Annotated in this window: 21 protein-coding genes; 17 read left to right on the forward strand and 4 right to left on the reverse strand. The window is 63.0% G+C overall.

What is annotated here, in order from left to right; genetic code table 11:
* Positions 1 to 18 precede the first annotated feature (18 nt).
* The 16 genes from AC5RU9_RS06965 (at position 19) to AC5RU9_RS07040 (ending at position 18926) form a co-directional block, all read left to right on the forward strand.
* The gene (locus AC5RU9_RS06965) at positions 19 to 1083 is read left to right on the forward strand and encodes a tRNA (adenine-N1)-methyltransferase (RefSeq protein WP_494015864.1); all 1065 of its coding nucleotides are present in this window, start codon (positions 19 to 21) and stop codon (positions 1081 to 1083) included.
* A 97-nt stretch (positions 1084 to 1180) separates the two neighbouring features.
* Positions 1181 to 2989, forward strand: coding sequence for a proteasome ATPase (gene arc / locus AC5RU9_RS06970; protein ID WP_211712388.1), 1809 nt, complete (start codon positions 1181 to 1183; stop codon positions 2987 to 2989).
* Positions 2990 to 3039: 50 nt separating this feature from the next.
* On the forward strand, positions 3040 to 4659 hold the full coding sequence (gene dop / locus AC5RU9_RS06975; protein WP_494015865.1) for a depupylase/deamidase Dop: 1620 nt from the start codon (positions 3040 to 3042) through the stop codon (positions 4657 to 4659).
* Positions 4660 to 4776: 117 nt separating this feature from the next.
* A complete protein-coding gene (locus tag AC5RU9_RS06980; RefSeq protein WP_211712386.1) occupies positions 4777 to 4980 on the forward strand; it encodes a ubiquitin-like protein Pup in 204 nt (67 codons plus the stop codon).
* A gap of 78 nt (positions 4981 to 5058) precedes the next feature.
* Positions 5059 to 5868 (forward strand): proteasome subunit beta, encoded by an 810-nt coding sequence (gene prcB / locus AC5RU9_RS06985; RefSeq protein WP_211712385.1) that lies wholly within the window; start codon positions 5059 to 5061, stop codon positions 5866 to 5868.
* A gap of 1 nt (position 5869) precedes the next feature.
* Positions 5870 to 6577: a proteasome subunit alpha gene (prcA, locus tag AC5RU9_RS06990; RefSeq protein WP_494015866.1), complete on the forward strand. Its 708-nt coding sequence runs from the start codon at positions 5870 to 5872 to the stop codon at positions 6575 to 6577.
* A gap of 1 nt (position 6578) precedes the next feature.
* Positions 6579 to 7943 carry a Pup--protein ligase gene (gene pafA, locus AC5RU9_RS06995; RefSeq protein WP_494015867.1) on the forward strand — a complete coding sequence of 455 codons (1365 nt, stop codon included), beginning with the start codon at positions 6579 to 6581 and terminating at the stop codon, positions 7941 to 7943.
* Positions 7944 to 8055: 112 nt separating this feature from the next.
* Positions 8056 to 8988 (forward strand): FKBP-type peptidyl-prolyl cis-trans isomerase, encoded by a 933-nt coding sequence (locus AC5RU9_RS07000; RefSeq protein ID WP_494015868.1) that lies wholly within the window; start codon positions 8056 to 8058, stop codon positions 8986 to 8988.
* A gap of 69 nt (positions 8989 to 9057) precedes the next feature.
* Positions 9058 to 9453, forward strand: coding sequence for an FKBP-type peptidyl-prolyl cis-trans isomerase (locus tag AC5RU9_RS07005; protein ID WP_026540707.1), 396 nt, complete (start codon positions 9058 to 9060; stop codon positions 9451 to 9453).
* A gap of 95 nt (positions 9454 to 9548) precedes the next feature.
* The gene (locus AC5RU9_RS07010) at positions 9549 to 11567 is read left to right on the forward strand and encodes a helix-turn-helix transcriptional regulator (protein ID WP_494015869.1); all 2019 of its coding nucleotides are present in this window, start codon (positions 9549 to 9551) and stop codon (positions 11565 to 11567) included.
* A 9-nt stretch (positions 11568 to 11576) separates the two neighbouring features.
* Positions 11577 to 11927, forward strand: coding sequence for a hypothetical protein (locus tag AC5RU9_RS07015; RefSeq protein WP_211712380.1), 351 nt, complete (start codon positions 11577 to 11579; stop codon positions 11925 to 11927).
* 36 nt (positions 11928 to 11963) lie between these two features.
* Positions 11964 to 12233 (forward strand): Sec-independent protein translocase subunit TatA, encoded by a 270-nt coding sequence (tatA, locus tag AC5RU9_RS07020; protein WP_211712379.1) that lies wholly within the window; start codon positions 11964 to 11966, stop codon positions 12231 to 12233.
* Positions 12234 to 12238: 5 nt separating this feature from the next.
* A complete protein-coding gene (gene tatC, locus AC5RU9_RS07025) occupies positions 12239 to 13075 on the forward strand; it encodes a twin-arginine translocase subunit TatC (protein ID WP_494015870.1) in 837 nt (278 codons plus the stop codon).
* A gap of 24 nt (positions 13076 to 13099) precedes the next feature.
* Positions 13100 to 16075 carry a DEAD/DEAH box helicase gene (locus tag AC5RU9_RS07030; protein ID WP_494015871.1) on the forward strand — a complete coding sequence of 992 codons (2976 nt, stop codon included), beginning with the start codon at positions 13100 to 13102 and terminating at the stop codon, positions 16073 to 16075.
* A gap of 48 nt (positions 16076 to 16123) precedes the next feature.
* Positions 16124 to 17782, forward strand: a complete 1659-nt coding sequence (locus AC5RU9_RS07035; RefSeq protein WP_494015872.1) for an amidohydrolase — start codon at positions 16124 to 16126, stop codon at positions 17780 to 17782.
* Between the two features lie 400 nt (positions 17783 to 18182).
* Complete coding sequence (locus tag AC5RU9_RS07040; protein WP_211712375.1) at positions 18183 to 18926, forward strand: polyprenol monophosphomannose synthase; 744 nt, start codon at positions 18183 to 18185, stop codon at positions 18924 to 18926.
* Between the two features lie 76 nt (positions 18927 to 19002).
* Here AC5RU9_RS07040 and AC5RU9_RS07045 read toward each other — a convergent pair whose 3' ends face one another.
* The 4 genes from AC5RU9_RS07045 to AC5RU9_RS07060 form a co-directional block, all read right to left on the reverse strand.
* Complete coding sequence (locus AC5RU9_RS07045) at positions 19003 to 19350, reverse strand: RNA polymerase-binding protein RbpA (protein ID WP_011774875.1); 348 nt, start codon at positions 19348 to 19350, stop codon at positions 19003 to 19005.
* A gap of 267 nt (positions 19351 to 19617) precedes the next feature.
* Complete coding sequence (locus tag AC5RU9_RS07050) at positions 19618 to 20595, reverse strand: SPFH domain-containing protein (protein ID WP_494015873.1); 978 nt, start codon at positions 20593 to 20595, stop codon at positions 19618 to 19620.
* Between the two features lie 91 nt (positions 20596 to 20686).
* On the reverse strand, positions 20687 to 21148 hold the full coding sequence (locus AC5RU9_RS07055; RefSeq protein WP_309988699.1) for an NfeD family protein: 462 nt from the start codon (positions 21146 to 21148) through the stop codon (positions 20687 to 20689).
* Positions 21149 to 21229: 81 nt separating this feature from the next.
* Complete coding sequence (locus AC5RU9_RS07060) at positions 21230 to 22072, reverse strand: methyltransferase domain-containing protein (RefSeq protein WP_494015874.1); 843 nt, start codon at positions 22070 to 22072, stop codon at positions 21230 to 21232.
* 68 nt (positions 22073 to 22140) lie between these two features.
* On the opposite strand from AC5RU9_RS07060, the gene AC5RU9_RS07065 reads away from it, so the two are divergent.
* Positions 22141 to 24156 carry a S9 family peptidase gene (locus tag AC5RU9_RS07065; RefSeq protein ID WP_494015875.1) on the forward strand — a complete coding sequence of 672 codons (2016 nt, stop codon included), beginning with the start codon at positions 22141 to 22143 and terminating at the stop codon, positions 24154 to 24156.
* The last annotated feature ends 9 nt before the right edge of the window (positions 24157 to 24165 follow it).

Consider the following 24165-nt stretch of genomic DNA (forward strand, 5'->3'; position numbering starts at 1 on the left):
AAGAGCGAGGAACACCACATGAGCAGCGAAACCGCCGCCCCCGAGGCCAGCGCAGGCCCTGACGAGGCAACTACCGGAACCGCCGTGCAGCCGACGGGCGCAGCACGCCGGCGCGGGCCTTTCCGCGTGGGCGAACGGGTGCAACTCACGGACGAACGTGGCCGCATGAACACTGTGACGCTGGAAGTCGGCGGCGCATTCCACACGCACCGGGGCTTCCTGAACCACGATGAGATCATCGGCAAGGTGGATGGCTCCGTGGTCAGCAACAACGTTGGCCAGCAGTACCAGACGTTGAGGCCGCTGCTGTCCGACTTCGTCTTGTCCATGCCTCGTGGCGCGGCCGTTGTGTACCCGAAGGACGCCGGCCAGATTGTCACCATGGCCGACATTTTCCCGGGCGCACGCGTCGTGGAAGCCGGCGTGGGCTCCGGTGCACTGTCCATTTCCCTGCTTCGCGCTGTCGGTGACGGCGGCTACCTGCATTCCTTTGAGCGCCGCGAAGAATTCGCCGACATCGCCCGTGGCAACGTCGAGACAATCTTCGGTGGCCCGCACCCGGCCTGGCAGATCTCGTTGGGTGACTTCCAGGAAGAGGTAGTCAAGGCCGAAGCCCCCGGTTCCGTGGACCGCGTAGTGCTTGACATGCTGGCACCCTGGGAGTGTCTGGACGCTGTTGCTACCGTGCTGGCTCCTGGCGGCGTCTGGATCAACTACGTAGCGACGGTCACCCAGCTGTCCCGCACTGCCGAAGCCATCCGTGCTGACGGGCGATTCACCGAGCCCGACGCCTGGGAGTCGATGGTGCGCGGCTGGCACCTTGAGGGCCTGGCCGTTCGGCCGGATCACCGCATGGTGGCCCACACCGGCTTCCTTCTGGTCACCCGCCGCCTCGCCGACGGCGTCACCGGAATCTCCGTGAAGCGCCGGCCCTCCAAGACCGAATTCAGCGAAGAGGACCTCAACGCCTGGACGCCCGGCGCAGTAGGGGAGCGTGCGGTTTCGGACAAGAAACTGCGGCGCGCCGCACGTGACGCCATCGCCGGAACCAACGTCCAGGATGACCCCACGGTCACAAACTGACAAAGGTCACAATAGGGTCCGCATTCCGAATGTCACCCAGCACCCTGAGCTTTTCGGGACTAAGGTCTTGTTAAGCGCAGGAAGGGGCTGATGATTCGTGGACACGTCAAACAACGACCTTGGACGGCAGACGCCGGAAGAAGGACACGCCGCACCGGAAGAGGCAGCAAGCCGGGGGCTGGCCCCCGTGCAACCGTCGGAGGCCTCCAGTGAACTGACTGTCGCAGAGCGGCAGATCAACATCCTCCGGGACAAGCTCCGCCACATCGACCGCCAGCTGGCCGCCGCGACGCAGAACAACGGCAAGCTCGTCAGCATGCTGGAAGCCGCGAAGTCCGAAATCCTCCGCTTGAAGGGTGCTTTGGAGCAGGAAGGGCAGCCGCCCTACAGCTTCGGAACCGTGGTGCAGGTCAACCCCCGGAAGCAACCTTCTGCTGGGAGCTCCGGCCAGGCCGCAACCGAAGAGTCGGTGGATATTTTCAACGCCGGCCGTAAGATGCGCGTGGGCGTCAGCCCCCTGGTCAACATCAACCAGCTTGCAGTCGGACAGGAAGTCCTGCTGAACGAGGCACTTCTGGTGGTTGCCGGGCTGGGTTACGAACGCGCCGGTGAACTGGTCACGCTGAAGGAAATGCTCGGCAAGGACCGGGCGCTGGTAGTCGGCCGGGCCGACGAAGAACGCGTGGTGCGGCTTTCGGGAGCCCTGCAGAACATCCACCTGAAGGTCGGCGACGCATTGTCGCTGGATTCACGGACGGGATACGCACTTGAAAAGGTCCCGCGCGCCGAGGTGGAGAACCTTGTCCTCGAGGAAGTCCCTGATATCACCTACCAGGACATCGGTGGCCTCGGCCCGCAGATTGAACAGATCCGCGACGCCGTCGAACTGCCGTTCCTGCACCCGGACCTTTACCGCGAGCACGGCCTGAAGGCGCCCAAAGGCATCCTCCTGTACGGCCCTCCGGGCTGCGGCAAGACGCTCATTGCCAAGGCTGTGGCCAATTCCCTTGCAGCACGTGCCGCCGAGCGTGCCGGCAACACGGACCTCAAGAGCTACTTCCTCAACATCAAGGGTCCGGAGCTGCTCGACAAGTACGTCGGCGAAACGGAACGCCACATCCGCCTGATCTTCTCGCGTGCACGTGAAAAGGCGTCTGACGGCAGCCCGGTTGTGGTCTTCTTCGATGAGATGGATTCGCTGTTCCGTACCCGCGGAACCGGTGTGTCGTCCGACGTCGAAACCACCATCGTTCCGCAGTTGCTCAGCGAGATCGACGGCGTCGAACGGCTGGATAACGTAATCGTCATCGGTGCTTCGAACCGCGAGGACATGATCGATCCCGCGATCCTTCGCCCGGGCCGGCTCGATGTCAAGGTCAAGATCCAGCGGCCCGATGCCGAGGCCGCAGCGGACATTTTCGGGAAGTACATCACCACGGACCTGCCTTTCCATGCCCAGGACCTCGCCGAATATGGGGGAGACGTACAGGCCACGGTGGACGCCATGGTCCAGCGAACGGTGGAAGCCATGTATTCGACGGAGAAGTCCAACGAATACCTCGAAGTCACCTATGCCAACGGAGATACGGAGATGCTGTACTTCAAGGACTTCAACTCCGGCGCAGTGGTTCAGAACGTGGTGGACCGCGCCAAGAAGTACGCCATCAAGGACCTCCTGACGAACCACCAGAAAGGCCTGCGCATCGAGCACCTCCTGCGGGCTGTGGTGGACGAGTTCCGTGAGCACGAGGACATGCCGAACACCACCAACCCGGACGACTGGGCCAGGATTTCGGGCAAGAAGGGCGAACGGATCACCTACATCCGCACCATCGTGCAGGGTAAGGCCGGGCAGGAACCGGGCAAGTCGATTGAGACCACCGCCAACACGGGCCAGTACCTGTGACAGCAAGAGTCGAAGGAACACCGGCCGGACAGTTACCCGCAGGCGGCGCAATGCGCGTCATGGGATCGGAAACTGAATACGGAATCCACGCCCCATCGGCGCCTGGCGCGAACGCCACAATGATGTCGGCCAGGATCATCCAGGCTTACGCCACGGTGACCCGCCAACGCGCTGCCGGTGGCGCGGAGACCCGCTGGGATTACACCGACGAGGAACCCTTGCATGACGCACGTGGATGGACCCTGGACCGGGCGGCAGCGGACCCCAGCCAGCTAACTGACCAGCCGCCGGTGCTCGACGCCGAAGCGGTGGCCTTGGCCTATGGGCGGCAGGAACTGGAGCTGGACGGCGCAGACGAGTCCGGCTCGCTGTTGATGAACATGGTCCTGGGCAATGGTGCACGCCTCTACGTGGACCACGCCCATCCCGAATACTCGAGCCCGGAGGTCACCAATCCCCGTGACGCCGTTGCCTGGGACGCCGCCGGGGACCTCGTTGCACTGGCCACGGTCAGGAAAGTCGCCGCAGATGCCAGCCTTCCACCGATCAACCTGTACAAAAACAACACCGACAACAAATCCGTGTCCTACGGATCGCATGAGAACTACCTCATGCCACGTTCGGTGCCCTTTGGGGACATCATCCGGGGACTGACTCCCTTCTTTGTTTCCCGCCAGTCGATCTGCGGTGCAGGACGGGTTGGCCTTGGCCAGGACAGTTCGACGCCCGGTTACCAGATCAGCCAGCGCGCCGATTTCTTCGAGGCGGAGGTGGGGCTGGAGACCACCATCCGCCGGCCCATCATCAACACCCGGGACGAACCCCACGCCACGGCGGACAAATACCGGCGGCTCCATGTGATCATTGGGGACGCCAACCTCAGCCAAGCCTCCAACTATCTCAAATTCGGCACTACCGCCATGGTCTTGAGCCTTATTGAGGCCGGGCAGGCACCGAAAATCGAAGTCCATGAGCCGGTCCAGGCACTCCAGGCCGTCAGCCATGACACCACGCTCACGTCCACGGTCAGGCTCATCGACGGACGGAGGGTGACCGCCCTCGATCTTCAATGGATGTACTACGAGGCAGCCTCGAAACTGGCCCAGGAAACAGGGGTATCGGATTCGGTCACCGGTGACGGACACACCCACGGGGTGTTGTCACACTGGGAGTCCACGTTGACGACGTTGGGGACCGACCTCGACGCCGCCGGATCCACCGTGGAATGGGTGGCGAAGAAATCACTCCTGGAGGGGTACCGCAACCGTGACGGACTCGCTTGGGATGACGCCCGGCTGGGGCTGGTGGACCTGCAGTGGGCTGATATCAGGCCGGAGAAAGGCCTTTATTACCGGCTGCTGTCCAGGGACCGCATGACGCGCATCGTCGACGACGGCGACATCGGCCGGGCGGTCAGCGAGCCGCCGTCGGACACCAGGGCATACTTTCGCGGACGCTGCGTCACCAAGTACGGCAAGGACGTTGTCGGTGCCAGCTGGGACTCGGTGATTTTCGACGTTCCGGGCCTGGGGAAGCTGCAGCGGGTGCCTACCCGCGAGCCTTTGCGGGGGACACGGTCCCTGACCGGAGCGCTCTTCGACCGTCATCAGGAAGCCGGCCCTTTCCTTGCCGAATTAATGGGGCAGAGCTTGCCCCCGGCAAAGGCCTGAGGCGGTTCGCCACAGGCGGATCAGTGGCTGGTCAAAGCCGTACGCAACAGCCCACAGCGTGGCAATATTGCAGTAGGAAGTCTCCGTTCCCCGGAGACTGACAGTAGGGAGAAGAAAATGGCAGCTCAGGAGCAGCAACAACCGCAGTCGCGGGAAACCGAGACTGAAGTAGACGTCCCGGAGGCTCCGCCGGCAGCACCCGAAGCGAAAGCCTCGGAGGCGACGCAGGGCGTGGATGACCTCCTGGACGAAATTGACGGCGTGTTGGAATCCAACGCCGAGGAATTCGTCAGGGCGTTCGTTCAAAAGGGTGGCCAGTAACCGGAGCCACCACGGGTTGTACGGCCCGGCCGCGTGAGGCCGCCGGGCATCGGAACGCAGAGTCGAAGGAGTGCAGCAATGCAGGACCCATCAACCGGCCCCCTGGCCAACCAGGCAACGTCTTCCTTTACGGAGCATCTCCAACGATCCCGTCCCGAGCTCCTGCCGTTCAATCAGTTGTTACCCGCCGGCACCGTGCCGTCGTCCCCGCATGCCACCACAATCGTCGCTTTGACCTACGCCGGCGGGGTGCTGATGGCGGGTGACCGTCGGGCAACCATGGGCAACGTCATTGCCAGCAGGCACATCGAGAAGGTGTTCCCTGCGGATGAGTACTCCGTGCTGGGTATCGCCGGGACAGCCGGCCTGGCCATCGACATCACGCGCCTGTTCCAGGTTGAACTGGAACACTACGAGAAAATTGAGGGGACGCTCCTCAGCCTCGTGGGCAAAGCGAACCGCCTGGGTGCCATGATCCGTGGCAACCTGCCCATGGCGATGCAGGGGATGGCCGTCATCCCGCTCTTCGCGGGGTTCGACCATTCATCGGGCATAGGCCGTTTGTTCTCCTACGACGTCACGGGTGGCCGCTATGAAGAGCAGGAACACCACTCCGTGGGTTCCGGATCGGTGTTCGCCCGCGGCGCCCTGAAGAAGCTCTGGAAACCGAACCTCTCGGAGGAGGCCGCCGTCGCCGTGGCTGTCGAGGCCCTCTACGACGCCGCCGACGACGACTCCGCCACAGGTGGACCGGACCCTGTCCGGCAACTTTGGCCGGTGGTTTACACGGTTAATCGCGCTGGCCACCGACGGGTTCCCGAAAGGGACCTGGCGGCCATAGCAGGGGCCATTGTTGAGTCGCGGGCCATTGCCGGACGGGAGGCCTGAGATGACGCAGCAGTTCTATGTATCGCCCGAGCAACTGATGAAGGACCGTGCGGACTTCGCGCGGAAAGGCATCGCACGTGGCCGTTCCGTGGTGGTCATCAGTTGCGCGGATGGCATCGCCTTGATAGCCGAAAACCCGTCACCTTCCCTGCATAAGATCGGCGAAATCTATGACAAGATCGCCTTCGCCGCAGTAGGAAAGTACAACGAATTCGAAAGCCTGCGACAGGCCGGCGTCAGGTACGCTGACGTCCGCGGCTACTCGTACGATCGCGAAGACGTGACCGCCCGCGGACTGGCGAGCGTCTACGCCCAGAGCCTGGGGGCCGTGTTCACTGCCGAACAGAAGCCGTTCGAGGTTGAACTGGCCGTGGCCGAGGTTGGCGCCACCCGGGAGCAGGACCACCTCTATCGGCTCACTTTTGATGGATCGATCGCCGACGAGAATGGTTTTGTCGTCATGGGCGGGCTGGCTGACCAGATTTCCGACGTCGTAAGCGGCGGTTGGGAGCCGGAAATCACCTTGGCCGGGGCCATGCGTTTGGCATTGCGTGCCTTGGCAACGGACAAGGAACCGGATGAACTGCCCGCCACCGCCGTCGAGGCAGCAGTGCTGTACCGCGCTTCCGAAAGCCACCGCGGATCGCGCAGGGCATTCCGGCGGCTGCTGCCCGAGGATATGACCCGGATGCTCACAGAGGAGACCTGAGATGGACAAGCGAATATTTGGCATTGAAACGGAGTTTGGAATCTCCTATTCCAGCCCGGATTCGCGCCCGCTGGCACCGGAAGAAGTGGCCCGGTACCTTTTCCGCAAGGTGGTCAGCTGGGGCAGGTCATCCAATGTGTTCCTGACCAATGGCTCCCGCCTGTACCTGGACGTCGGTTCGCACCCTGAATATGCCACGGCCGAATGCGACGACCTCGCCCAGCTCATTGCCCATGACAGGGCCGGCGAACTTATCCTGGACGACCTCGTGGACGAAGCCCAGGCGAGGCTTGCGGCGGAGGGTTTCAACGGAACGGTCTACCTCTTCAAGAACAACACCGATTCCGCAGGTAACTCCTACGGCAGCCACGAAAACTACCTCATCCCAAGGCGTGGCGAGTTCTCCCGCCTGGCTGAGATCCTCATTCCGTTCCTGGTGACCCGGCAGTTGATCGCGGGGGCGGGCAAGGTCCTGAAGACCCCGCACGGTGCTACGTTCGCGTTCTCCCAGCGCGCCGACCACATCTGGGAAGGCGTGTCTTCGGCCACCACCCGCTCACGTCCCATCATTAACACCCGTGACGAACCGCACGCAGATGCCGAGTTCTACCGCCGCCTTCACGTGATCGTGGGCGACTCCAACATGTCAGAGACTTCCGCACTGCTCAAAGTGGGAACCGTGGACCTCATCCTCCGCATGATCGAGGCCGGAGTCATCATGCGTGACATGCGGATGGAGAATCCCATCCGCAGCATCAGGGAAATATCGCATGACCTGAGCGGACGTGCGCTGGTGAGGCTTGCCAACGGCAGGCAACTGACGGCCCTCGACATCCAACGGGAGTACCTGACGAAGGTCACCGACTTCGTCGCCAGCAACGGGGCGCACAACGCCCACGTACCGCTGATCCTGGATCTGTGGAAGCGGACGTTGGATGCAATCGAAAGCGGCGACACCAGCACCATCGACACCGAAGTTGACTGGGCCATCAAGAAGAAGCTCATGGACGGCTATATGCGCCGGCATAACCTCAGCCTCGACTCGCCCCGCATCGCCCAGCTGGACCTCACGTATCACGACATCTCGCGACAGCGCGGCCTCTTCTTCCTGCTGCAGGCCCGTGGGGCAGCACGCCGCCTGGTGACCGAGACGGACGTGAAGGACGCCGTGGACGCGCCTCCCCAGACCACACGCGCCAAGTTGCGTGGCGACTTCGTCCGGAGGGCCCAGGAGCTCGGCCGTGACTACACCGTGGACTGGGTGCACCTGAAGCTCAATGACCGCGCACACCAGACAATCCTCTGCAAGGATCCGTTCCGCAGCGTCGACGAACGGGTGGACGCCCTCCTGGACTCTATGAGCTGACTCCCAGCTTCACGGGCTATCCTGAGTAGTGGTCTCCTCTGAAGGGGCCACCCGCTTGGATGCGCAGTGCGTCTTTCCAAGTCTCCCTTGCCCCGACGAAAGTGTCTTTTTTGTGCGCCGACTCCTAGCAATTCTCCTTCCTGCCCTGCTGCTCATGACCGCGTGCGGAGGAGGAACAACTCCGGCCAGCGAGCCAACCAGCCAGTCCGTTGGCGATGTCACAAAGCTTGACTCCTTGAAGGTCACGGACAATGGCAATGACAAGGCTCCGGGGATTGAATTCTCCAAGCCGCTGACGGTGACCGAGCCCACTGTCAAGGTGGTCAGCGAGGGTGACGGCCAGCCTGTCAAGGCGGGCCAAATTGCCGAACTCGTGTACGTAGCCGTAGATGGCACGGACGGAAAAACGCTTGAGGACGGGTACGCAAACGGACCCCAGCCGATCGAGCTGTCCGAGCAGATGAAAACGGGCAATGAGCTCATTTTCAACGCGGTTGTCGGCGCTAAAGTGGGCAGCCATGTAGCTATCGCCGCTCCGGGCAGTGCCTCTGCCACGGCTCCTGCGTCCACCCAGTTGGTCGTGTTCAAGATTGCCTCCGCCAAGGACGCGCCCGGCCTCTTGAGCAAGGAAGAAACCGATCAACTGGACAAGGACGGCAAGCTGCCGAAGGTGGCTTTCGACGACAAGGGTGTACCGTCCGTAGAGATCCCCAAGACCGATGCTCCGGCCGGCTTGTCCGTCAAGGTTTTGTCTGAGGGCTCCGGTGATGAACTGAAGAGCTCCGACACGATCGAGGCCAACTACACCGGGTGGCGCTGGGAAGACAGCACCAAGTTCGATTCCAGCTATGACCGCGGCGAGGCCGCGACGTTTGGCCTCACACAGGTCATCAAGGGCTGGACTCTGGGACTGACGGGACAGAAGGTCGGCTCCAAGGTGCTGCTTACCATCCCTACTGATCTTGCTTACGGCGCCAATGCTGCCGCACAGGGCAAACCTGCCGGTCCGCTGGTCTTCGTCGTGGAGATCAAGGGTAAGAAGTAATCCAAGACGCGGGCACTGGCTTAGGCTGGTTCCCGACAACCATTCATCCATCCTGCAAAAGGAGCAACCATGTCTTTTGGTCAGCGTGACTTCGACCGCACCAAGCCTGAAATCGACTTCCCGGAAGGTGACGTCCCCACGGACCTCGTCATCACGGACCTCATCGAGGGCACGGGCGCGGAAGCCAAAGCCGGAGACACCGTCTCCACCCACTACGTTGGCGTTGCCTGGTCCACGGGCGAAGAGTTCGACGCTTCCTGGGGCCGCGGCGCTCCGCTCGACTTCCGTGTCGGCGTCGGCCAGGTCATCCAAGGTTGGGACCAGGGCCTGCTGGGCATGAAGGTTGGCGGCCGCCGTCGGCTGGAAATCCCGTCGGAGCTGGCATACGGCTCCCGTGGTGCCGGCGGAGCGATCAAGCCCAACGAAGCCCTGATCTTCGTGGTTGACCTCGTCGCCGTCCGCTAGGACCTGCGTTCTGCGCAAGGCGCGTTGCCCTCCGGTTTTGCCGGTCGGTGACGCGCCTTGCTGCTTTCCCGCCGGTCTTTAGTAACGTAGCAACCGTGTCTGCATCCCGCACCGAACGACTCCTGAACCTCCTCCTGGCTTTGCTCAACACCAAGGTGGGGCTTCCGCGTTCCGTCCTTCGTGACAAGGTCTACCACGATTCGGCCGAGAACGACGTCGCCTTTGGGCGCATGTTCGAGCGCGACAAAGTGGACCTGAAGCAGTTTGGCTTTGAGATAGAGACACTGACCGATCCCCGCAGTTTTGGGGCCGACGACCCGGCCTCCACCCGATACCGGATCGGCAAGGACTCGAACCGGCTTCCCGAAGTGAACCTGACGCCGGCGGAATGCACCGTGCTCCTGCTCGCAGCGCAACTGTGGGAACGCGCCGCCCTGGGCAGCGCAGCAGCAAACGCCGTCCGCAAGCTGCAGGCTGCCGGTGGTTTCACCGACGTCGACCTTCCTGCTGGGGTCCAGCCCCGCATCAAACCCGCCGGACAGGCCTTCGACGACGTCGTTGCGGCCATGCATGGCAGGCATCCAGTCCGTTTCGGCTACCTTGCGGTCAGCACCGGACGCGAGGAAGAGCGGGAAGTGGAACCGTGGGGGCTCGGGAGCCGGTTCGGACAGTGGTACCTCGTGGGGTTCGACCGGGGGAGGGGGGCCAAAAGGCTCTTCAGGCTCTCGCGCATGACAACGGCGGTGACGGTCGTGACGGGCAACAGTTTCGAGCCACCGGCAAAATTCAACGCCCGGGCTGAGCTTGACGCCCTCAACGAGTTGCCCGTCCAACAGGCCATCCTCGATGTGGACAAGGGCCGGCTGCTTGCCCTGCGAAAAAGGGCTGTACCGCCCGGCCCGGTTCCGGCCACCAGCGATCGTGACCGCATCGTGGTGGAGTTCAGGGACCCTGAGCAACTCGCCGAAGAGCTGACATCCTATGGGCCGCACGCCACAGTGACCGGACCCGCTGAGTTGCGGGCCGCCGTCGTACGCCGCCTTAAAGGTGCCTTGGACTTCGATGCCTCACCGGAGGCACCGGTGCACTTCCCCGACTCAGGGCCAACGCCACGGGCGCGGAAGCGTACGTCCGAGGACCAGCTTTCCAGGATGCTGCAGCTGGTGCCGTTTCTGGTCCACCATCAGGGCCTGCACATCCAGGAAGTCGCCGACCACTTCGGCATCAGCCGTAAGGCGCTGATCGACGACCTGAAGATCCTGATCTGTTCAGGCTTGCCCGAAGGCTACCCGGACGACCTCCTGGACATCCAATGGGAAAACGACCATGTCTACATCTCCGAGCACCTGGACCTGAACCGCCCCGTACGTTTCAGCGAGGACGAAGCGGCGGCCCTGCTGACCGGGCTGGCCATGCTGGGCGACCTGCCCGCCCTGGCCGGCATGCCCGAAGACGAACCCGGGAGCGCGCTGGAGTCCGTCACCATCAAGCTGACCGGCGCTGCAGGGCAGGCTGGACGGCTGGCAGGCTCGGTAGCGGGCCAATCGGTGGCGCCCGAACAATCCCAGGCCTTCGCCACCATCACCAAGGCCATCCGGGAAGGTCAGCAGCTCCGCCTAACGTACCTGTCGCTCCAGCGGGACGAAGTCACCGAACGGGATGTCGACCCGTTGCGGCTCTATTCGCTGGACAACACCTGGTACTTCGAGGCCTATTGCCACAGCAAGGAAGGGCTCCGGAACTTCAGGTTGGACAGGGTGGAGTCCCTGGAGCCAAACGGCCGTCCCGCTTCCGGCACTGTGACAGCCCGGGACGCCTTTCCCGCGCGGCTCTACACGCCCAGTGATGACGACGTGCTGGTAGTACTGCAGCTCACCCGGCAGGGAGCCGGACTGGCTGACGACTACTACGCGGAGCGCACGGCGCAATTGCCCGACGGCGGTCTCCTCGCGGAGGTTCGGTTCGGCAGCGCAGAGTGGCTGCCCATGTTCATTTCCCAGCACGGCGGCTCAGTGCGGATCCTCGACCCCGAGGCCTTGCGGCAGGCAACCCGTACATGGCTCAACCAGGCCCTGGCCGGGTACGACTCTTCGTCGGCCGGCCGGGCTGGCTAGACTACTCAGATGCCTTGGTGGTTCTGGATCCTGTTGTGGATCGCGCTCATTGCCCTTTCGTTGCTCCTCCACGTGACGCTGGGGTATCGGTTGTTCAGGAAATTCATGACAACTGTTCATGAATTGGCTGACGCAGGTAAACGTTTCAGCAACCTTCCCCCGGTCCCGAAAACCTCCGATGTTGAAACGGCCGGAGACCGCCCTGAACCGGGTTCCGCCATTTTTGCCTCCCCGGAGCAGATGCGTCATGATTACCTGACGGCCAAAGCCTCCCGACAGGAAGTTCGGCGTCAAAAACGCGTCAAACGCAAAGCCGAGCGGGGTCAGCCACAATCCCTGCACGACATAGAATTCAGATAGACGTAGGATGTATCCAAAAGGAAAGGACCTCCCCACATGAGGCTCGAAGGCTGGCATCTCATCATCATCATCGTCCTGGCTCTGGTGCTTTTCGCAGCACCGAAGCTGCCGTCCATGGCACGCAGCATTGGACAGTCGATGCGCATTTTCAAGTCTGAAGTCCGGGAAATGAAGAAGGACGGTTCTTCCGAAACGAAGGACTCACAGGAACCTTCCGACGCCGTTGAAGGCAAAGTGGTAGGTCACCCGGATGTGAAGGCACAGAACAACGGCGAGACCGACGTTCCGCCCGCTAACCGCGTCTAAGAAGAGTGGTAGAAACGAAGGGGCGCAAGGCCAACCCCGAAGCCCGGATGGCGCTCCTTGACCACCTCAAGGAGCTGAGGAACCGGCTCTTCAAGGCTGCTATCGGCGTCATCGTCGGAACCGTGGTGGGCTTCATCGTCTACCAGCCTCTCCTTGAAGCGCTGATCAAGCCGATCAAGGACCTCAACGAAAAAGAGGGCAGGGCGGCCACCCTGAACTTTGACGGCGTCGCAAGTTCGTTCGACCTCATGGTCCAGGTATCGGTGTTCCTTGGCGTGATACTTTCCAGCCCCGTGTGGATCTATCAGCTGTGGGCTTTCATCGTGCCCGGGCTTCACAAAAAGGAACGCCGCCTGGCGCTGTCGTTTGTTGCAGCGGCAGTTCCCCTGTTCATCGGCGGCGTCCTCCTCGCGTGGCTCGTGCTGCCCAACGCTGTGCGCGTGCTGACCGACTTCACCCCGGTGGGCGGCTCAAACTTCATCAGCGCCGAGATCTATTTGGCGTTCGTCCTGCGGCTCCTGCTGGCTTTCGGTATTGCTTTCCTTGTCCCGGTGGTACTGGTTGGCTTGAACCTGGCAGGAATCGTCAAAGGCAGGCAACTCGTCAAGAGCTGGCGGATCACCATCTTCCTGGTGTGCCTCTTCGCGGCCATGGCTGCTCCGGGCGCTGACGCCATGAGCATGTTCTACCTGGCAGCCCCCATGTTGCTGCTCTTCTTCGCTGCCATTGGCGTGTGCCTGCTCAATGACCGTCGCCGGGAGCGCCGCGCCGTGAAGCGTGCTGCTGAGACTGAAGCCACTGCGGACATTGCCACCTCCGCCGCAGATCTGGAGAATCTCTAGACCATGGCCTACTAGGCTTGAGCCATGTCCTCCATTTCCGGGTCTCCATCACCGTCCGACCGTTACCAGGCCGCAGCCCAGCGGGCGGCTGAGTCGAAAACGTATCTCGGATCCTTTGCCCGTTCGCTCGAATTCGATCTCGACGACTTCCAGCGGGAGGCGTGCCGCTCCCTCCAGGAGGGTCGTGGAGTCCTCGTGGCGGCCCCCACGGGAGCCGGCAAGACGATCGTTGGCGAGTTCGCCATCTACCTTGCCTTGGAACGCGGCCTCAAAGCCTTCTACACCACCCCCATTAAGGCACTGAGCAATCAGAAGTTCTCTGAGTTGGCGGCCAAGTACGGTGCCGCCAACGTGGGTTTGCTGACTGGTGACACCACCATCAACGGTGATGCTCCCGTGGTGGTCATGACCACTGAAGTCCTTCGGAACATGTTGTACGCCGACTCCGAAACGCTTGGCGATTTGGGCTTCGTTGTCATGGATGAGGTCCACTACCTGGCGGACCGCTTCCGCGGGGCAGTGTGGGAGGAAGTCATCATCCACTTGCCCAGCGAAGTGCAGGTTGCGTCGCTCAGCGCTACCGTTTCCAACGCCGAAGAATTTGGCGCCTGGTTGGACACCGTCAGGGGCGACACGGACGTCATTGTCTCCGAACACCGGCCCGTCCCGCTCTGGCAGCACGTGATGGTGGGCCGGGAAATCGTAGACCTCTTCGCCGGCGACACCACCTTCGATGAGATTGCTCCACCCGCTCCGGAACGGCAGGATCCCGAGGTTCCGGATCTGTCGGAAAATGCCGAGATCCCGGTCGAGCCTGCCGTCCCGCAACGCCGGAAAGTGGCCTCCGCACGGTCCACAACCCCGAAGGCCAGCCACAGCGTCAACAGTCCGGAATTCGAAGTCAACCCCGATCTGTTGGCCATGGCCCGCTCGGAAAGCAGGATGAACACAGCCGGGCGGTACGGGCATGGGGGCCGGAGCCGGCGCCGCCAGGACCGGTACCGGGATGACAGGCAGCAGTCCGAGCAGCGCAGCCCGGTCCGGAAAGCCAGCCGCCCCCAGGTCATCGAGAGCCTGCGGCGGCAGGATCTGTTGCCGGCCATCACGTTCATCTTCTCCAGGGCCGGCTGTGACGCTGCAGTGGCCCAGTGCGCGGCATCGGGTTTGTGGCTCACAACCGAGCGGGAACAACAGATCATTGCCCAGCGGGTGGACGAGGCGAGCCACGAAATTCCTGCGGACGACCTCGACGTCCTTGGCTTTTGGGGCTGGCGGGACGGACTTGTCAGGGGCTTCGCCGCCCACCACGCCGGCATGCTCCCCACCTTCAAGGAAGTGGTGGAAAAGCTCTTCGCAGACGGACTGGTCAAAGCCGTCTTCGCCACGGAAACCCTCGCGCTGGGCGTCAACATGCCTGCGCGCTGCGTGGTCCTGGAGAAGCTCGAGAAGTTCAACGGCGAAGCGCACGTCAACATCACCGCGGGGGAGTACACCCAGCTCACGGGCCGCGCTGGACGACGCGGCATCGACGTCGAAGGCCATGCCGTGGTCCTGTGGCAGCCCGGAACCGATCCCACCGCCGTCGCCGGGCTTGCTTCGCGGCGCACCTACCCCCTGAACTCCAGCTTCCGCCCCACGTACAACATGAGCATCAACCTGATCGCCCAGTTCGGCCGGGTGCGGGCGCGTGAAATTCTTGAGTCGTCGTTCGCCCAGTTCCAAGCGGACCGGTCCGTCGTGGGCCTCGCCCGGCAGGTGCGCGGACGCGAAGAGTCACTGGCTGGGTATGCAAAGTCCATGCAATGCCATTTGGGGGACTTCACCGAGTACTCCAAGCTCCGCCGCGACCTCAGCGATGCCGAGAACTTCGCGGCACGGGACAACCAGCGGGCCCGCCGGTCCCACGTGACCGACTCGTTGACACGGTTGATACCCGGCGACGTCATCAGCATCTACAGCGGCAGGTTGGCTGGGCATGCGGTGGTCCTCGAAGTGGACCGTAACGCCCGCGAACCCAGGCCCTCGGTGCTGACATCCGATAACCAGCTCCGGCGCATCGGTGTCCACGACCTCGACGGGCCGGTGTCCCCGGTGACCCGGATAAGGATCCCCAAGTCCTTCAATTCCAAGGTACCCAAGGCCCGGCGCGACCTGGCCGCGGCAATGCGTCATGCCATCAGTGAAGACGTGCCGCACAGCCGTCATCACAGCAGGCACGAGGACTTCGGTTTGGGCGCCCGGCTCCCGGACCAGGAAAAGAAGATCGCGGACCTCCGGCGTGCGTTGCGCGCCCACCCGTGCCACGGGTGCAGCGAACGCGAGGACCACGCGCGGTGGTCGGAGCGCTGGTGGAAGCTGCGCAAGGAAACCGACGGGCTGGTCCGCCAGATCCAGGGACGGACCAACACGATCGCCAAGACGTTCGACCGTGTCTGCGATGTCCTCTCGGCCTATGGATACCTGGAAACGGACGACGCCGGCCACGTAGCAATCAGCGCCGATGGGCAGCGTCTCCGACGGATTTACGGCGAAAAAGACCTCCTCATCTCCCAGTCCGTGCGGCAGGGAGCCATCAACGACCTCGACGCCGCCGAACTGGCCTCGCTGGCCAGCACCCTGGTGTACCAGGCCAAGCGCGAGGACCGTGGGCTGCGGCCGAAGATGCCGACGGTTTCGCTCGAGTCAGCCGTGGACATCGTGGTGCGTGAATGGTCCCAGTTGGAGGACACAGAAGAGCACCACCGTCTCCCGCTGACCGGGGAGCCGGAACTTGGGCTGATGTGGCCGATGTACAAGTGGGCCAAGGGACGCCACCTGCAGGATGTCCTCAGCGGAACCGACCTCGCTGCCGGCGACTTCGTCCGTTGGGCGAAGCAGGTAGTGGATCTGCTGGACCAACTGGCCAAAATTCCGCAACTGGACCCACGCCTGTCCAGGATCTGCCGTGAGTCCATTGACCTGGTCCGGCGCGGCGTCGTGGCCTATTCCACCGTGGCCTGACGCCACCTCCATGAATTACCGCCTTCAACCGCTCAAGGAGCTCAACGCATGAACCAGCCAGGCGCGCCTGCCGGCAACGACCACACAGGGACCGGCAAGAAGGTCACCATGTACCGCAATGGTTCGATCTATACGGCTGCGGATCCGTTCGCAACAGCCATGGTGGTCGACGGCGATACCGTCGCCTGGGTGGGTTCGGAGCAGGCCGCAACGTCCATTGCCGATTCATCGATGGACATCATCGACCTTCGCGGAGCCCTGCTGGCACCGGGATTCGTCGACTCGCATGTGCACCTGACCGAAACCGGGCTGGCCTTGTCGGGCCTGCAGCTTAGCGCTGTGCGTTCGGCCAGGGAACTGCTCGACGCCGTTGCTTCCTCGGGCGGTACGGGAACCATCCTGGGCCACGGCTGGGACGAGACGCTCTGGGATGATCCCACGTTGCCTACCCTCGAAGAACTGGAACGGGCATCGGGCGGCCGCCATGTGTACCTTTCACGCATCGACGTCCACTCAGCCCTGGTCTCGGCCTCGCTGGCTGCTGAGGCCAACCTGAAGGGCCTGGACGGCTGGGCAGGGACCGCGCAGGTATTGCGGGCCGCACACACGGCGGCCCGGTTGACAGCCCGGCAGTTCCCGGAAGCGCAGCGACGCGCCTACCAGGAGCAGGCCTTGAAGGAAGCCTCCGCCAACGGCTACGTCGCGCTGGCAGAAATGTCCGCCCCCCACATCTGCGGCCCGGAAGACCTTCGCTTGGCGGCATCGTGGAATGATCAGCCCGGAAGTCCCGAGGTACTTCCGTACTGGGGTGAGTTGGCTACCTCCGAAGAGCACGCCCGGAGCATTCTGGCGGGCTTGGGTACCGAAGTGCGGGGACTCGCCGGGGACCTGAACATGGATGGGTCCATCGGTTCAAGGACGGCTGCGTTGGTGGATGACTATTCGGACGCACCGGGTGAACGCGGCAGCCTGTACCTGACAGTGGATGACGCGGCGAAGCACATCGCAGCTACATCGCTGCTGGGCATCCAGGCCGGATTCCACGTGATTGGTGACGCGGGCCTGGCCGCCGTTCTGGACGCGATGGACGTGGCCGCCGCCGAGGTGGGGGAGCAGCGTATCCGTGCAGCGGGCCACCGGCTGGAACACGTCGAGATGGCTGACCAGACCGCCATTGACAGGTTGGCCAAGTACTCCGTCACCGTCAGTGTGCAGCCGGGATTCGACTCCGCCTGGGGTGCCGCTGGTGGATTGTATTCTCAGCGTCTCGGCGGGCGAAGCCAATCCATGAATCCTTTCGCTTCCTTCTATGCCAGTGGCGTCCCCATTGCCTTTGGCAGTGACAGCCCTGTGACTCCGTTGCGCCCCTGGTCCAGCGTCCGAGCCTGCTTGGAGCACAGCAATCCGGAGCAGCGAATCTCCGCGAGGGCCGCGTTCCTAGGCCACACACGGGCAGGCTGGCGGGCTACCAAGCATCGGAACCCCCTGATGGGCCAGCTCGTGCCGGGCGCCCCGGCCATTTTCGCTGTGTGGGAAGTAGAGGAACTGATGGTCCAGGTCGCTGACAGCAGGGTCCAGTCCTGGAGCACGGACCCCCGGGCGCGGACACCCCTTCTGCCTGCGTTGGACACCGGTACTGATCCGCGTTGCCTCCAGACCGTCAGGGAAGGACAGGAACTGTTTGCCCATGAGGCACTCCGCGTCTAGTCCCCGAATTTTTGTCCTCAGAGGGTGCCGCTGAACTGGGAAGACAGACGGATCCGCAGGTCATTGGCTGGTTGACAGCGTGCGGTGAGTCCGTAGCATTGAGGCTCAACGGATGATCAACTCAGAGGCAGCTCACGGAGCCTAACGGTCCAGCCGTGGCCGGTTTTCCTGATGGCGGCGCATGAGTGGGCAGGTCCACGGTGACCCAGAAAACAGTTTGACCGGGACTTCACTTCCCTACACTACTGGCCCTGGGCTTGAGGACCTGCCCGCACATGTGTCCGGCGCCACAGCCGCCCGAGGAGGTCCCGGCGTCGTCCTATAATGGAGAGTTGCGCCAGAATGCCAGCCGACTGGCTGGTCCGGCACACTGACCGCTCCATCAAGGAAAGGCCTCTTCTTGCGTGTCCTGACGATCATTCCCACCTACAACGAGCTCGAATCGCTCCCCAAGACCCTCGGGCGCCTCCGCGCGGCAGTTCCCGATTCCGATGTCCTGGTGGTTGACGACAACAGCCCTGATGGCACGGGACAGTTGGCCGACGGCTTCGCCGCGGAGGACAGCAACGTCCACGTCCTGCATCGGAAGGGCAAGGAAGGCCTCGGGGCCGCCTACATCGCGGGCTTCAAGTGGGGCCTCGCTGCCGGTTACGACGTCCTGGTCGAAATGGACGCCGACGGTTCACACCAGCCGGAGCAACTTCCCCTTCTCCTGGAAGCCGTCAAAGACGGAGCGGACCTGGCCATGGGTTCCCGTTGGGTGGAAGGCGGAAGTGTCGTCAACTGGCCTCTTTACCGCCAAGCCATTTCCCGGGTCGGCAGCACGTATGCCCGCATCATGCTGGGCGTCAAAATCAAGGATGTCACCGGTGGCTACCGTGCGTTCCGTCGCAGCACGCTGGAAGCGTTGAACCTGGACGAGGTCGAGTCGGTTGGCTATGGTTTCCAGGTCGACCTTGCCTGGCGGGTAGCCAAGTTGGGCCTGCGCATCGAGGAGCGCCCCATCACGTTCGTGGAGCGCGAACTCGGTGCCTCTAAGATGAGCGGCAACATTGTGGTTGAGGCCATGATCAACGTCACCCGGTGGGGGCTGGCCGCACGCTGGGCAAAGCTCACACGGAAGTCGCCGGCGGTCGCCAAGTAACCGCCACAACACACCAAAAAGGCCGGCTCCGATTTCCCTGCGGGAATCGGAGCCGGCCTTTGGTGTATCTGGCTTGCTATGCGGAGCGGCGTTCTCCACGGCGCTCACGCAGAATGTTCAAACGATCCTCAAGGATCTGCTCCAGCTCGGGAAGGCTGCGGCGCTCGAGGAGCATGTCCCAGTGCGTGCGGACAGCTTTCTCGTTGGCATCCACGGGACGCTCGCCATCAACCAGGAGTGCTTCCTTGCCGGTCTTGGAAACCCAAACCGGGGGGATCTCGGCTTCGGAGGAGAAGGTCACGAAGACCTGCTCTCCATCTTCGCAACGGTACTCGACCCGCTGGCGCGGTGCCGGCTCAACACCGGATTCGGTTTCCATGCTCTGGGCGCCAAGACGCATACCCCGCAGGCTGCGATCGCTCATGATTACTCCCTCTGTCTGTTCGCGGAGCAGTAACCCCGCGCTAGCCGTAAGCCGTTTTCACGATCCTTACGGACTACTTCTGCACACCTTGCATCACTAATTGCAACGCCTGGCCAAGCTTTTATGTTCCATCCGCGCTGAACCAGCCGGACAAATATCCCATTATACGCGGATCGGCGCCCTGTACTCAAAAGGGCCCCAAACGCAACGAGCGGCCAGCCGCTGGGGCTGGCCGCTCATTGCGTCTGGGCGCTGATTCAGCCGGGCTTACTCAGCTGGCCGGGTCGGCGCCACCGGTGCGGGTTCGGTGGACTTCGCTGTTTCGTTGCCGCCAAAAAGGCCGGCTACGGGGGACTCTCCCGCGGTGCCCCCGAGGGCACCGCCGATTCCCTTGAGCGCTTCGCCGACTTCGCTGGGAATGATCCACAGCTTGTTCGAGCTGCCCTCGGCAAGCTTGGGAAGCGTCTGCAGGTATTGGTATGCCAGCAGCTTTTGGTCCGGGTTGCCCTTGTGTATAGCGTCGAACACCTTCTGGATGGCCTGGGCTTCACCGTCAGCACGGAGGATGGCTGCTTTCGCGTCACCTTCAGCGGCGAGGATCGCAGCTTGGCGCTGGCCTTCCGCCGTGAGGATCTGCGACTGCTTGGTTCCCTCGGCGGTCAGGATGGCCGCACGACGGTCGCGTTCTGCACGCATCTGCTTCTCCATCGAATCCTGGATGGAGTGGGGCGGATCAATTGCCTTCAGCTCGACCCGGGAAACGCGGATTCCCCAGCGGCCCGTTGCTTCGTCCAACACGCCACGGAGTTGGCCGTTGATCTGGTCGCGGGACGTCAGGGCCTCTTCGAGGTTGAGCCCACCCACCACGTTACGCAGCGTGGTTGTCGTCAGCTGCTCTACGGCCTGGATGTAGTTGGCGATTTCGTAGGTAGCCGCCCTGGGATCGGTGACCTGGAAGTACACCACGGTGTCGATCGAAACCACCAGGTTGTCTTCGGTGATGACCGGCTGTGGCGGGAACGACACGACCTGCTCGCGCAGGTCAAGCAACGGCAGGAGCCGGTCGACGAACGGGATCAGGATGGTGAGTCCCGGATTAAGCGTGCGCTGGTATTTACCGAGCCGTTCAACGACGCCGGCGCGCGCCTGCGGGATGATCCTCACCGAGCGGACCAACACTATGATCACAAATATGACGAGAACAATCAGCACAATTGCTGCTGCTGTTCCTCCTAAGCCGTCCATACATCTCCTTCGTTCCCCAATTGCGTGGTTTGATGCCGCTGTGCACGGGCGGGCTCTCCCGCCCGGCAACCGACTGGATTAACGCCGCACCTTAGTGCGGGCTGTTTTCTGCGGACGAGGCGACTACCGCCGTCGCGCCGTCAATCCTGGTGACTTGGACTGTTGCTCCGGCGTCCAGGGTGCCCGCAGCGCTGCGGGCCGTCCACACGTCGCCGCCAATTTTGACGAGTCCACTGGTGCCGGTAACGGCTTCAATGACCAGCGCCGACTGTCCGATCAGGCGGTCGATGTTGGAACGTTGCTCTTCAGGACCTTTGTGGAGGTGTTTGAGCGCGACGGGTCGGAGGAAGACGATCATCAAGAGGGAAACAACGCAGAAGATGACGATTTGCAGCCAGAATTCCGCTCCGGCGAAGTCGGCGATCAGGCCGGCAAGGGCCCCGCCGCCCAGCATGATGAAGAAGAGGTCGAGAGTCAGCATCTCCACCACTGCAAACGCGAGGAACACGGTGAGCCACAGTGCCCACCAATTCTCGCCGAGCCATTCGAACATCGGTTCCCCCTTGGTCCCGGATCCCCTCAAGAGGGATCACAGTCGCTGTTCTTCCATCCTAGCCCGACGTGCCGTCCCACGTCAGGACACGGTGAATACGCTGATCCGGAACATCGCGGTGGTGGAAACAGAACCGTCGAAAGCGGCCAATTCAGCCAACTTCCCGTCGTTCAAGTGGTGCCCCGCCGGTCCCATAAATGCGAGGTCCGCCATCTCCGGGCCGCGCAGCGTCAGGGAGATATCCAGGTCCGCACTGGACGTTGATGTGAAATGCCCACGCATGGACTCGGCGAGGCGTTCCGCTTTGCCTTCCTCGATGCCGAGCATGCCCGTGCGTTCGGCGATCCCGACAAGGTGGCCCGGCCGTGGAGTCACTACCAACAGCGTCCCCCCGGGACGAAGGACGCGGGCGAACTCCGCCGGATTCCGCGGGGCAAAGACCACCATGATGGCATCCACGGTGTCGTCCGCCAGCGGCAAGGGACGCCAAATGTCCCAGACGAGGTTGGCCGCCTCCGGATTCAGCCGGGCAGCCCGCCGAAGGGCGAACTTGGAGATGTCCAGGCCTACGGCCGAAGCGCCGGACCGCTGCATGGCCTGGTGCAGGTAGTGGCCTGTTCCCGTACCAGCGTCAAGGATGAGGGAGTCCGGCCCGTGGAGCACCGCACTCACTGACTCCGCGACTGCCCCGGCAAGGTCGTCATAGTGTCCCGCCTCGAGGAAACGGTGCCGCGCTGCAACCATCGCGGCGGAATCGGCTTCGAATACCGTGCCCTTGCCGGTCAGCAGGTTGAAGTAGCCCTGACGTGCCGCATCGAAAAGGTGCCCCGAATCGCAGGAAAGTGTCCGCTGCTGCTTCTCCAGGAGCCGTAACGCCCCACGGCAGACAGGACAGCGAAGGGCCGCGACAGCATCAGGCAACATGGCTCCAATCCTACGGTGGACGGAGTGTCTGGTGCCCTCGCCGCAACCGTCGGGCTAGGCTCACCAACGTGAAACCCGAGCAACTGCCCTTGCTGAACTCCGTGTCCGCGCCCGCCATCCACCCTGATGGCAGCAAAGCCGTCGTGTCCGTCACCAGGCCAGACTTCGACGCGGACAGCTACGTCGGCCAGCTCTGGACGGTCCCTTTGGACAGCACCAAACATTCGCGCCGGATCACCCGCGGGTTCCGTGACACCTCCCCGGCGTTCTCGCCCGACGGACTGGTCCTGGCCTTCATCCGCAGCGAACCCGACGGTAAACCGCAACTCTTCGTTGTGGAAGCGGCCGGAGGGGAGCCCCAGCGGATCACGGACCAACAGCTGGGTGTCTCCGGCTTCAAGTGGGCGCCGGACTCCCACCGCATTGCCTTCACCTCGCGCGTACCGGAGCAGGGACGCTACGGAACGGTCGACGGCGTCAGTTCCGGAACCGAGGACGCCCGCCTGATCACTGCCAACCAATACAGGATGAACGGGCTCGGCTACACCGCTGACCAGCGCCAGCAACTGTTCATCGTGGAGGTGCCGGAGCTGGGCGGCGAACCGGCCGTCACCCCGCGGGGCAGGGCCGCGCACGAACAGCCGAAGCTTCCATCCATGGGAATTCCAGCGACAAAGCAGCTCACGTTCGGCGATTCCGACCATGAGTCCCCGTGCTTCTCCGCCGACGGCAGGGAGCTCTACTTCGTGGCGGCCCTCCATGAAGGGCACGACGACGACCTTGTCACCTCCGTCTACCGGATCGCCACCGACGGCGGCCAGCCGACCGCCGTCGAACCTTCCAACGCCGGACGCCAAACCGTGACGGACGTCCTCGCGTCCGCCGATGGGAAGTGGCTGTTCTATCTTGCGCAGGATATGGGTAGCACGGGCCGGGACTTCGTCGCGCGGAACACCGTGCTCCATGTCATGCCCGTCGGTGGGGGAGAGGCAGTAGCCCTGACCGACGTCGAACATTTGGATGTGTCAGGACCGATGGAATCCAGTGGTCCCGACAGCGTGCTGGTTCTCAACACCGCGCTCGGCAGCGTCGAACTTCTGGAAGTGACCGCAGAGGGCGATATCACTCCGCTGGTGCACGGGGCCAGGGTAGTCATAGGCGCCACAGTGGCTGCGAACGGCGAAATCGCGGTCAGCTTCTCGGACGCCGCCACAGTGGGCGACGTCGCCACATTGGAACGTGGTGAAATCCGGCTCCTCACAGACTTCTCGGCCGCACTCCGGAACGACTCACAGGTCATTGAGCCCAGGGAATTCGAGGCGCCCTCCGGTGACGGGCACCCTGTCCAGGGTTGGGTTGTACTGCCGGACGGGCCTGGCCCACATCCGGTCCTCCTCACCATCCACGGCGGCCCGTTTGCCCAGTACACCGGAGCTTTCTTCGACGAAGCACAGGTTTATGCTGCGGCAGGGTACGCGGTGGTGATGTGCAACCCGCGCGGTTCGTCCGGCTACGGGCAAGCCCACGGTCGAGCAATCAAAGAACGCATGGGCACTGCGGATATGCAGGACGTCCTCGCGTTTCTTGACGCCGCACTGGCGGGCTTCGGCGCGCTGGATAAGGACCGCGTGGGAATCATGGGCGGCTCATATGGCGGTTACCTGACCGCATGGACCATCGCGCATGACCACCGGTTCAAGGCCGCGATCGTTGAGCGGGGGTTCCTTGACCCTGTCAGCTTCGCCGGTTCCTCCGACATTGGTTGGTTCTTCGGCGCCGAATACACCGGCGGGACGGCCGCCCAGATGGCGTCGCAAAGCCCCATGGCTGTTGTCGCCGACGTCGAAACACCCACCCTTGTGGTGCACAGTGAGAATGATCTTCGTTGCCCGATTGAGCAGGGACAGCGGTACTACTCGCAGCTCAAGGCGCAAGGTGTGGAAACAGCGTTGCTGGTCTTCCCTGGCGAGGATCACGAACTGTCCCGTTCCGGCACCCCGCATCATCGGAAGGAGCGCTTCGACCACATCCTTCGCTGGTGGGCGCGGTACCTTCCCACGGCTTCCAATCACCTGGCGGCCTAGAACTTTTCA

Source organism: Arthrobacter sp. B0316-5-4, from assembly GCF_059090325.1.

Bases quoted from the DNA above. Each gene is read 5' to 3' on its own strand.
- AC5RU9_RS06965 (WP_494015864.1), top strand. From the start codon at position 19: ATGAGCAGCGAAACCGCCGCCCCCGAGGCCAGCGCAGGCCCTGACGAG.
- dop (WP_494015865.1), top strand. From the start codon at position 3,040: ATGCGCGTCATGGGATCGGAAACTGAATACGGAATCCACGCCCCATCG.
- AC5RU9_RS06980 (WP_211712386.1), top strand. From the start codon at position 4,777: ATGGCAGCTCAGGAGCAGCAACAACCGCAGTCGCGGGAAACCGAGACT.
- prcB (WP_211712385.1), top strand. From the start codon at position 5,059: ATGCAGGACCCATCAACCGGCCCCCTGGCCAACCAGGCAACGTCTTCC.
- prcA (WP_494015866.1), top strand. From the start codon at position 5,870: ATGACGCAGCAGTTCTATGTATCGCCCGAGCAACTGATGAAGGACCGT.
- pafA (WP_494015867.1), top strand. From the start codon at position 6,579: ATGGACAAGCGAATATTTGGCATTGAAACGGAGTTTGGAATCTCCTAT.
- AC5RU9_RS07005 (WP_026540707.1), top strand. From the start codon at position 9,058: ATGTCTTTTGGTCAGCGTGACTTCGACCGCACCAAGCCTGAAATCGAC.
- AC5RU9_RS07015 (WP_211712380.1), top strand. From the start codon at position 11,577: ATGCCTTGGTGGTTCTGGATCCTGTTGTGGATCGCGCTCATTGCCCTT.
- tatA (WP_211712379.1), top strand. From the start codon at position 11,964: ATGAGGCTCGAAGGCTGGCATCTCATCATCATCATCGTCCTGGCTCTG.
- AC5RU9_RS07030 (WP_494015871.1), top strand. From the start codon at position 13,100: ATGTCCTCCATTTCCGGGTCTCCATCACCGTCCGACCGTTACCAGGCC.
- AC5RU9_RS07035 (WP_494015872.1), top strand. From the start codon at position 16,124: ATGAACCAGCCAGGCGCGCCTGCCGGCAACGACCACACAGGGACCGGC.
- AC5RU9_RS07045 (WP_011774875.1), bottom strand. From the start codon at position 19,350: ATGAGCGATCGCAGCCTGCGGGGTATGCGTCTTGGCGCCCAGAGCATG.
- AC5RU9_RS07050 (WP_494015873.1), bottom strand. From the start codon at position 20,595: ATGGACGGCTTAGGAGGAACAGCAGCAGCAATTGTGCTGATTGTTCTC.
- AC5RU9_RS07055 (WP_309988699.1), bottom strand. From the start codon at position 21,148: ATGTTCGAATGGCTCGGCGAGAATTGGTGGGCACTGTGGCTCACCGTG.
- AC5RU9_RS07060 (WP_494015874.1), bottom strand. From the start codon at position 22,072: ATGTTGCCTGATGCTGTCGCGGCCCTTCGCTGTCCTGTCTGCCGTGGG.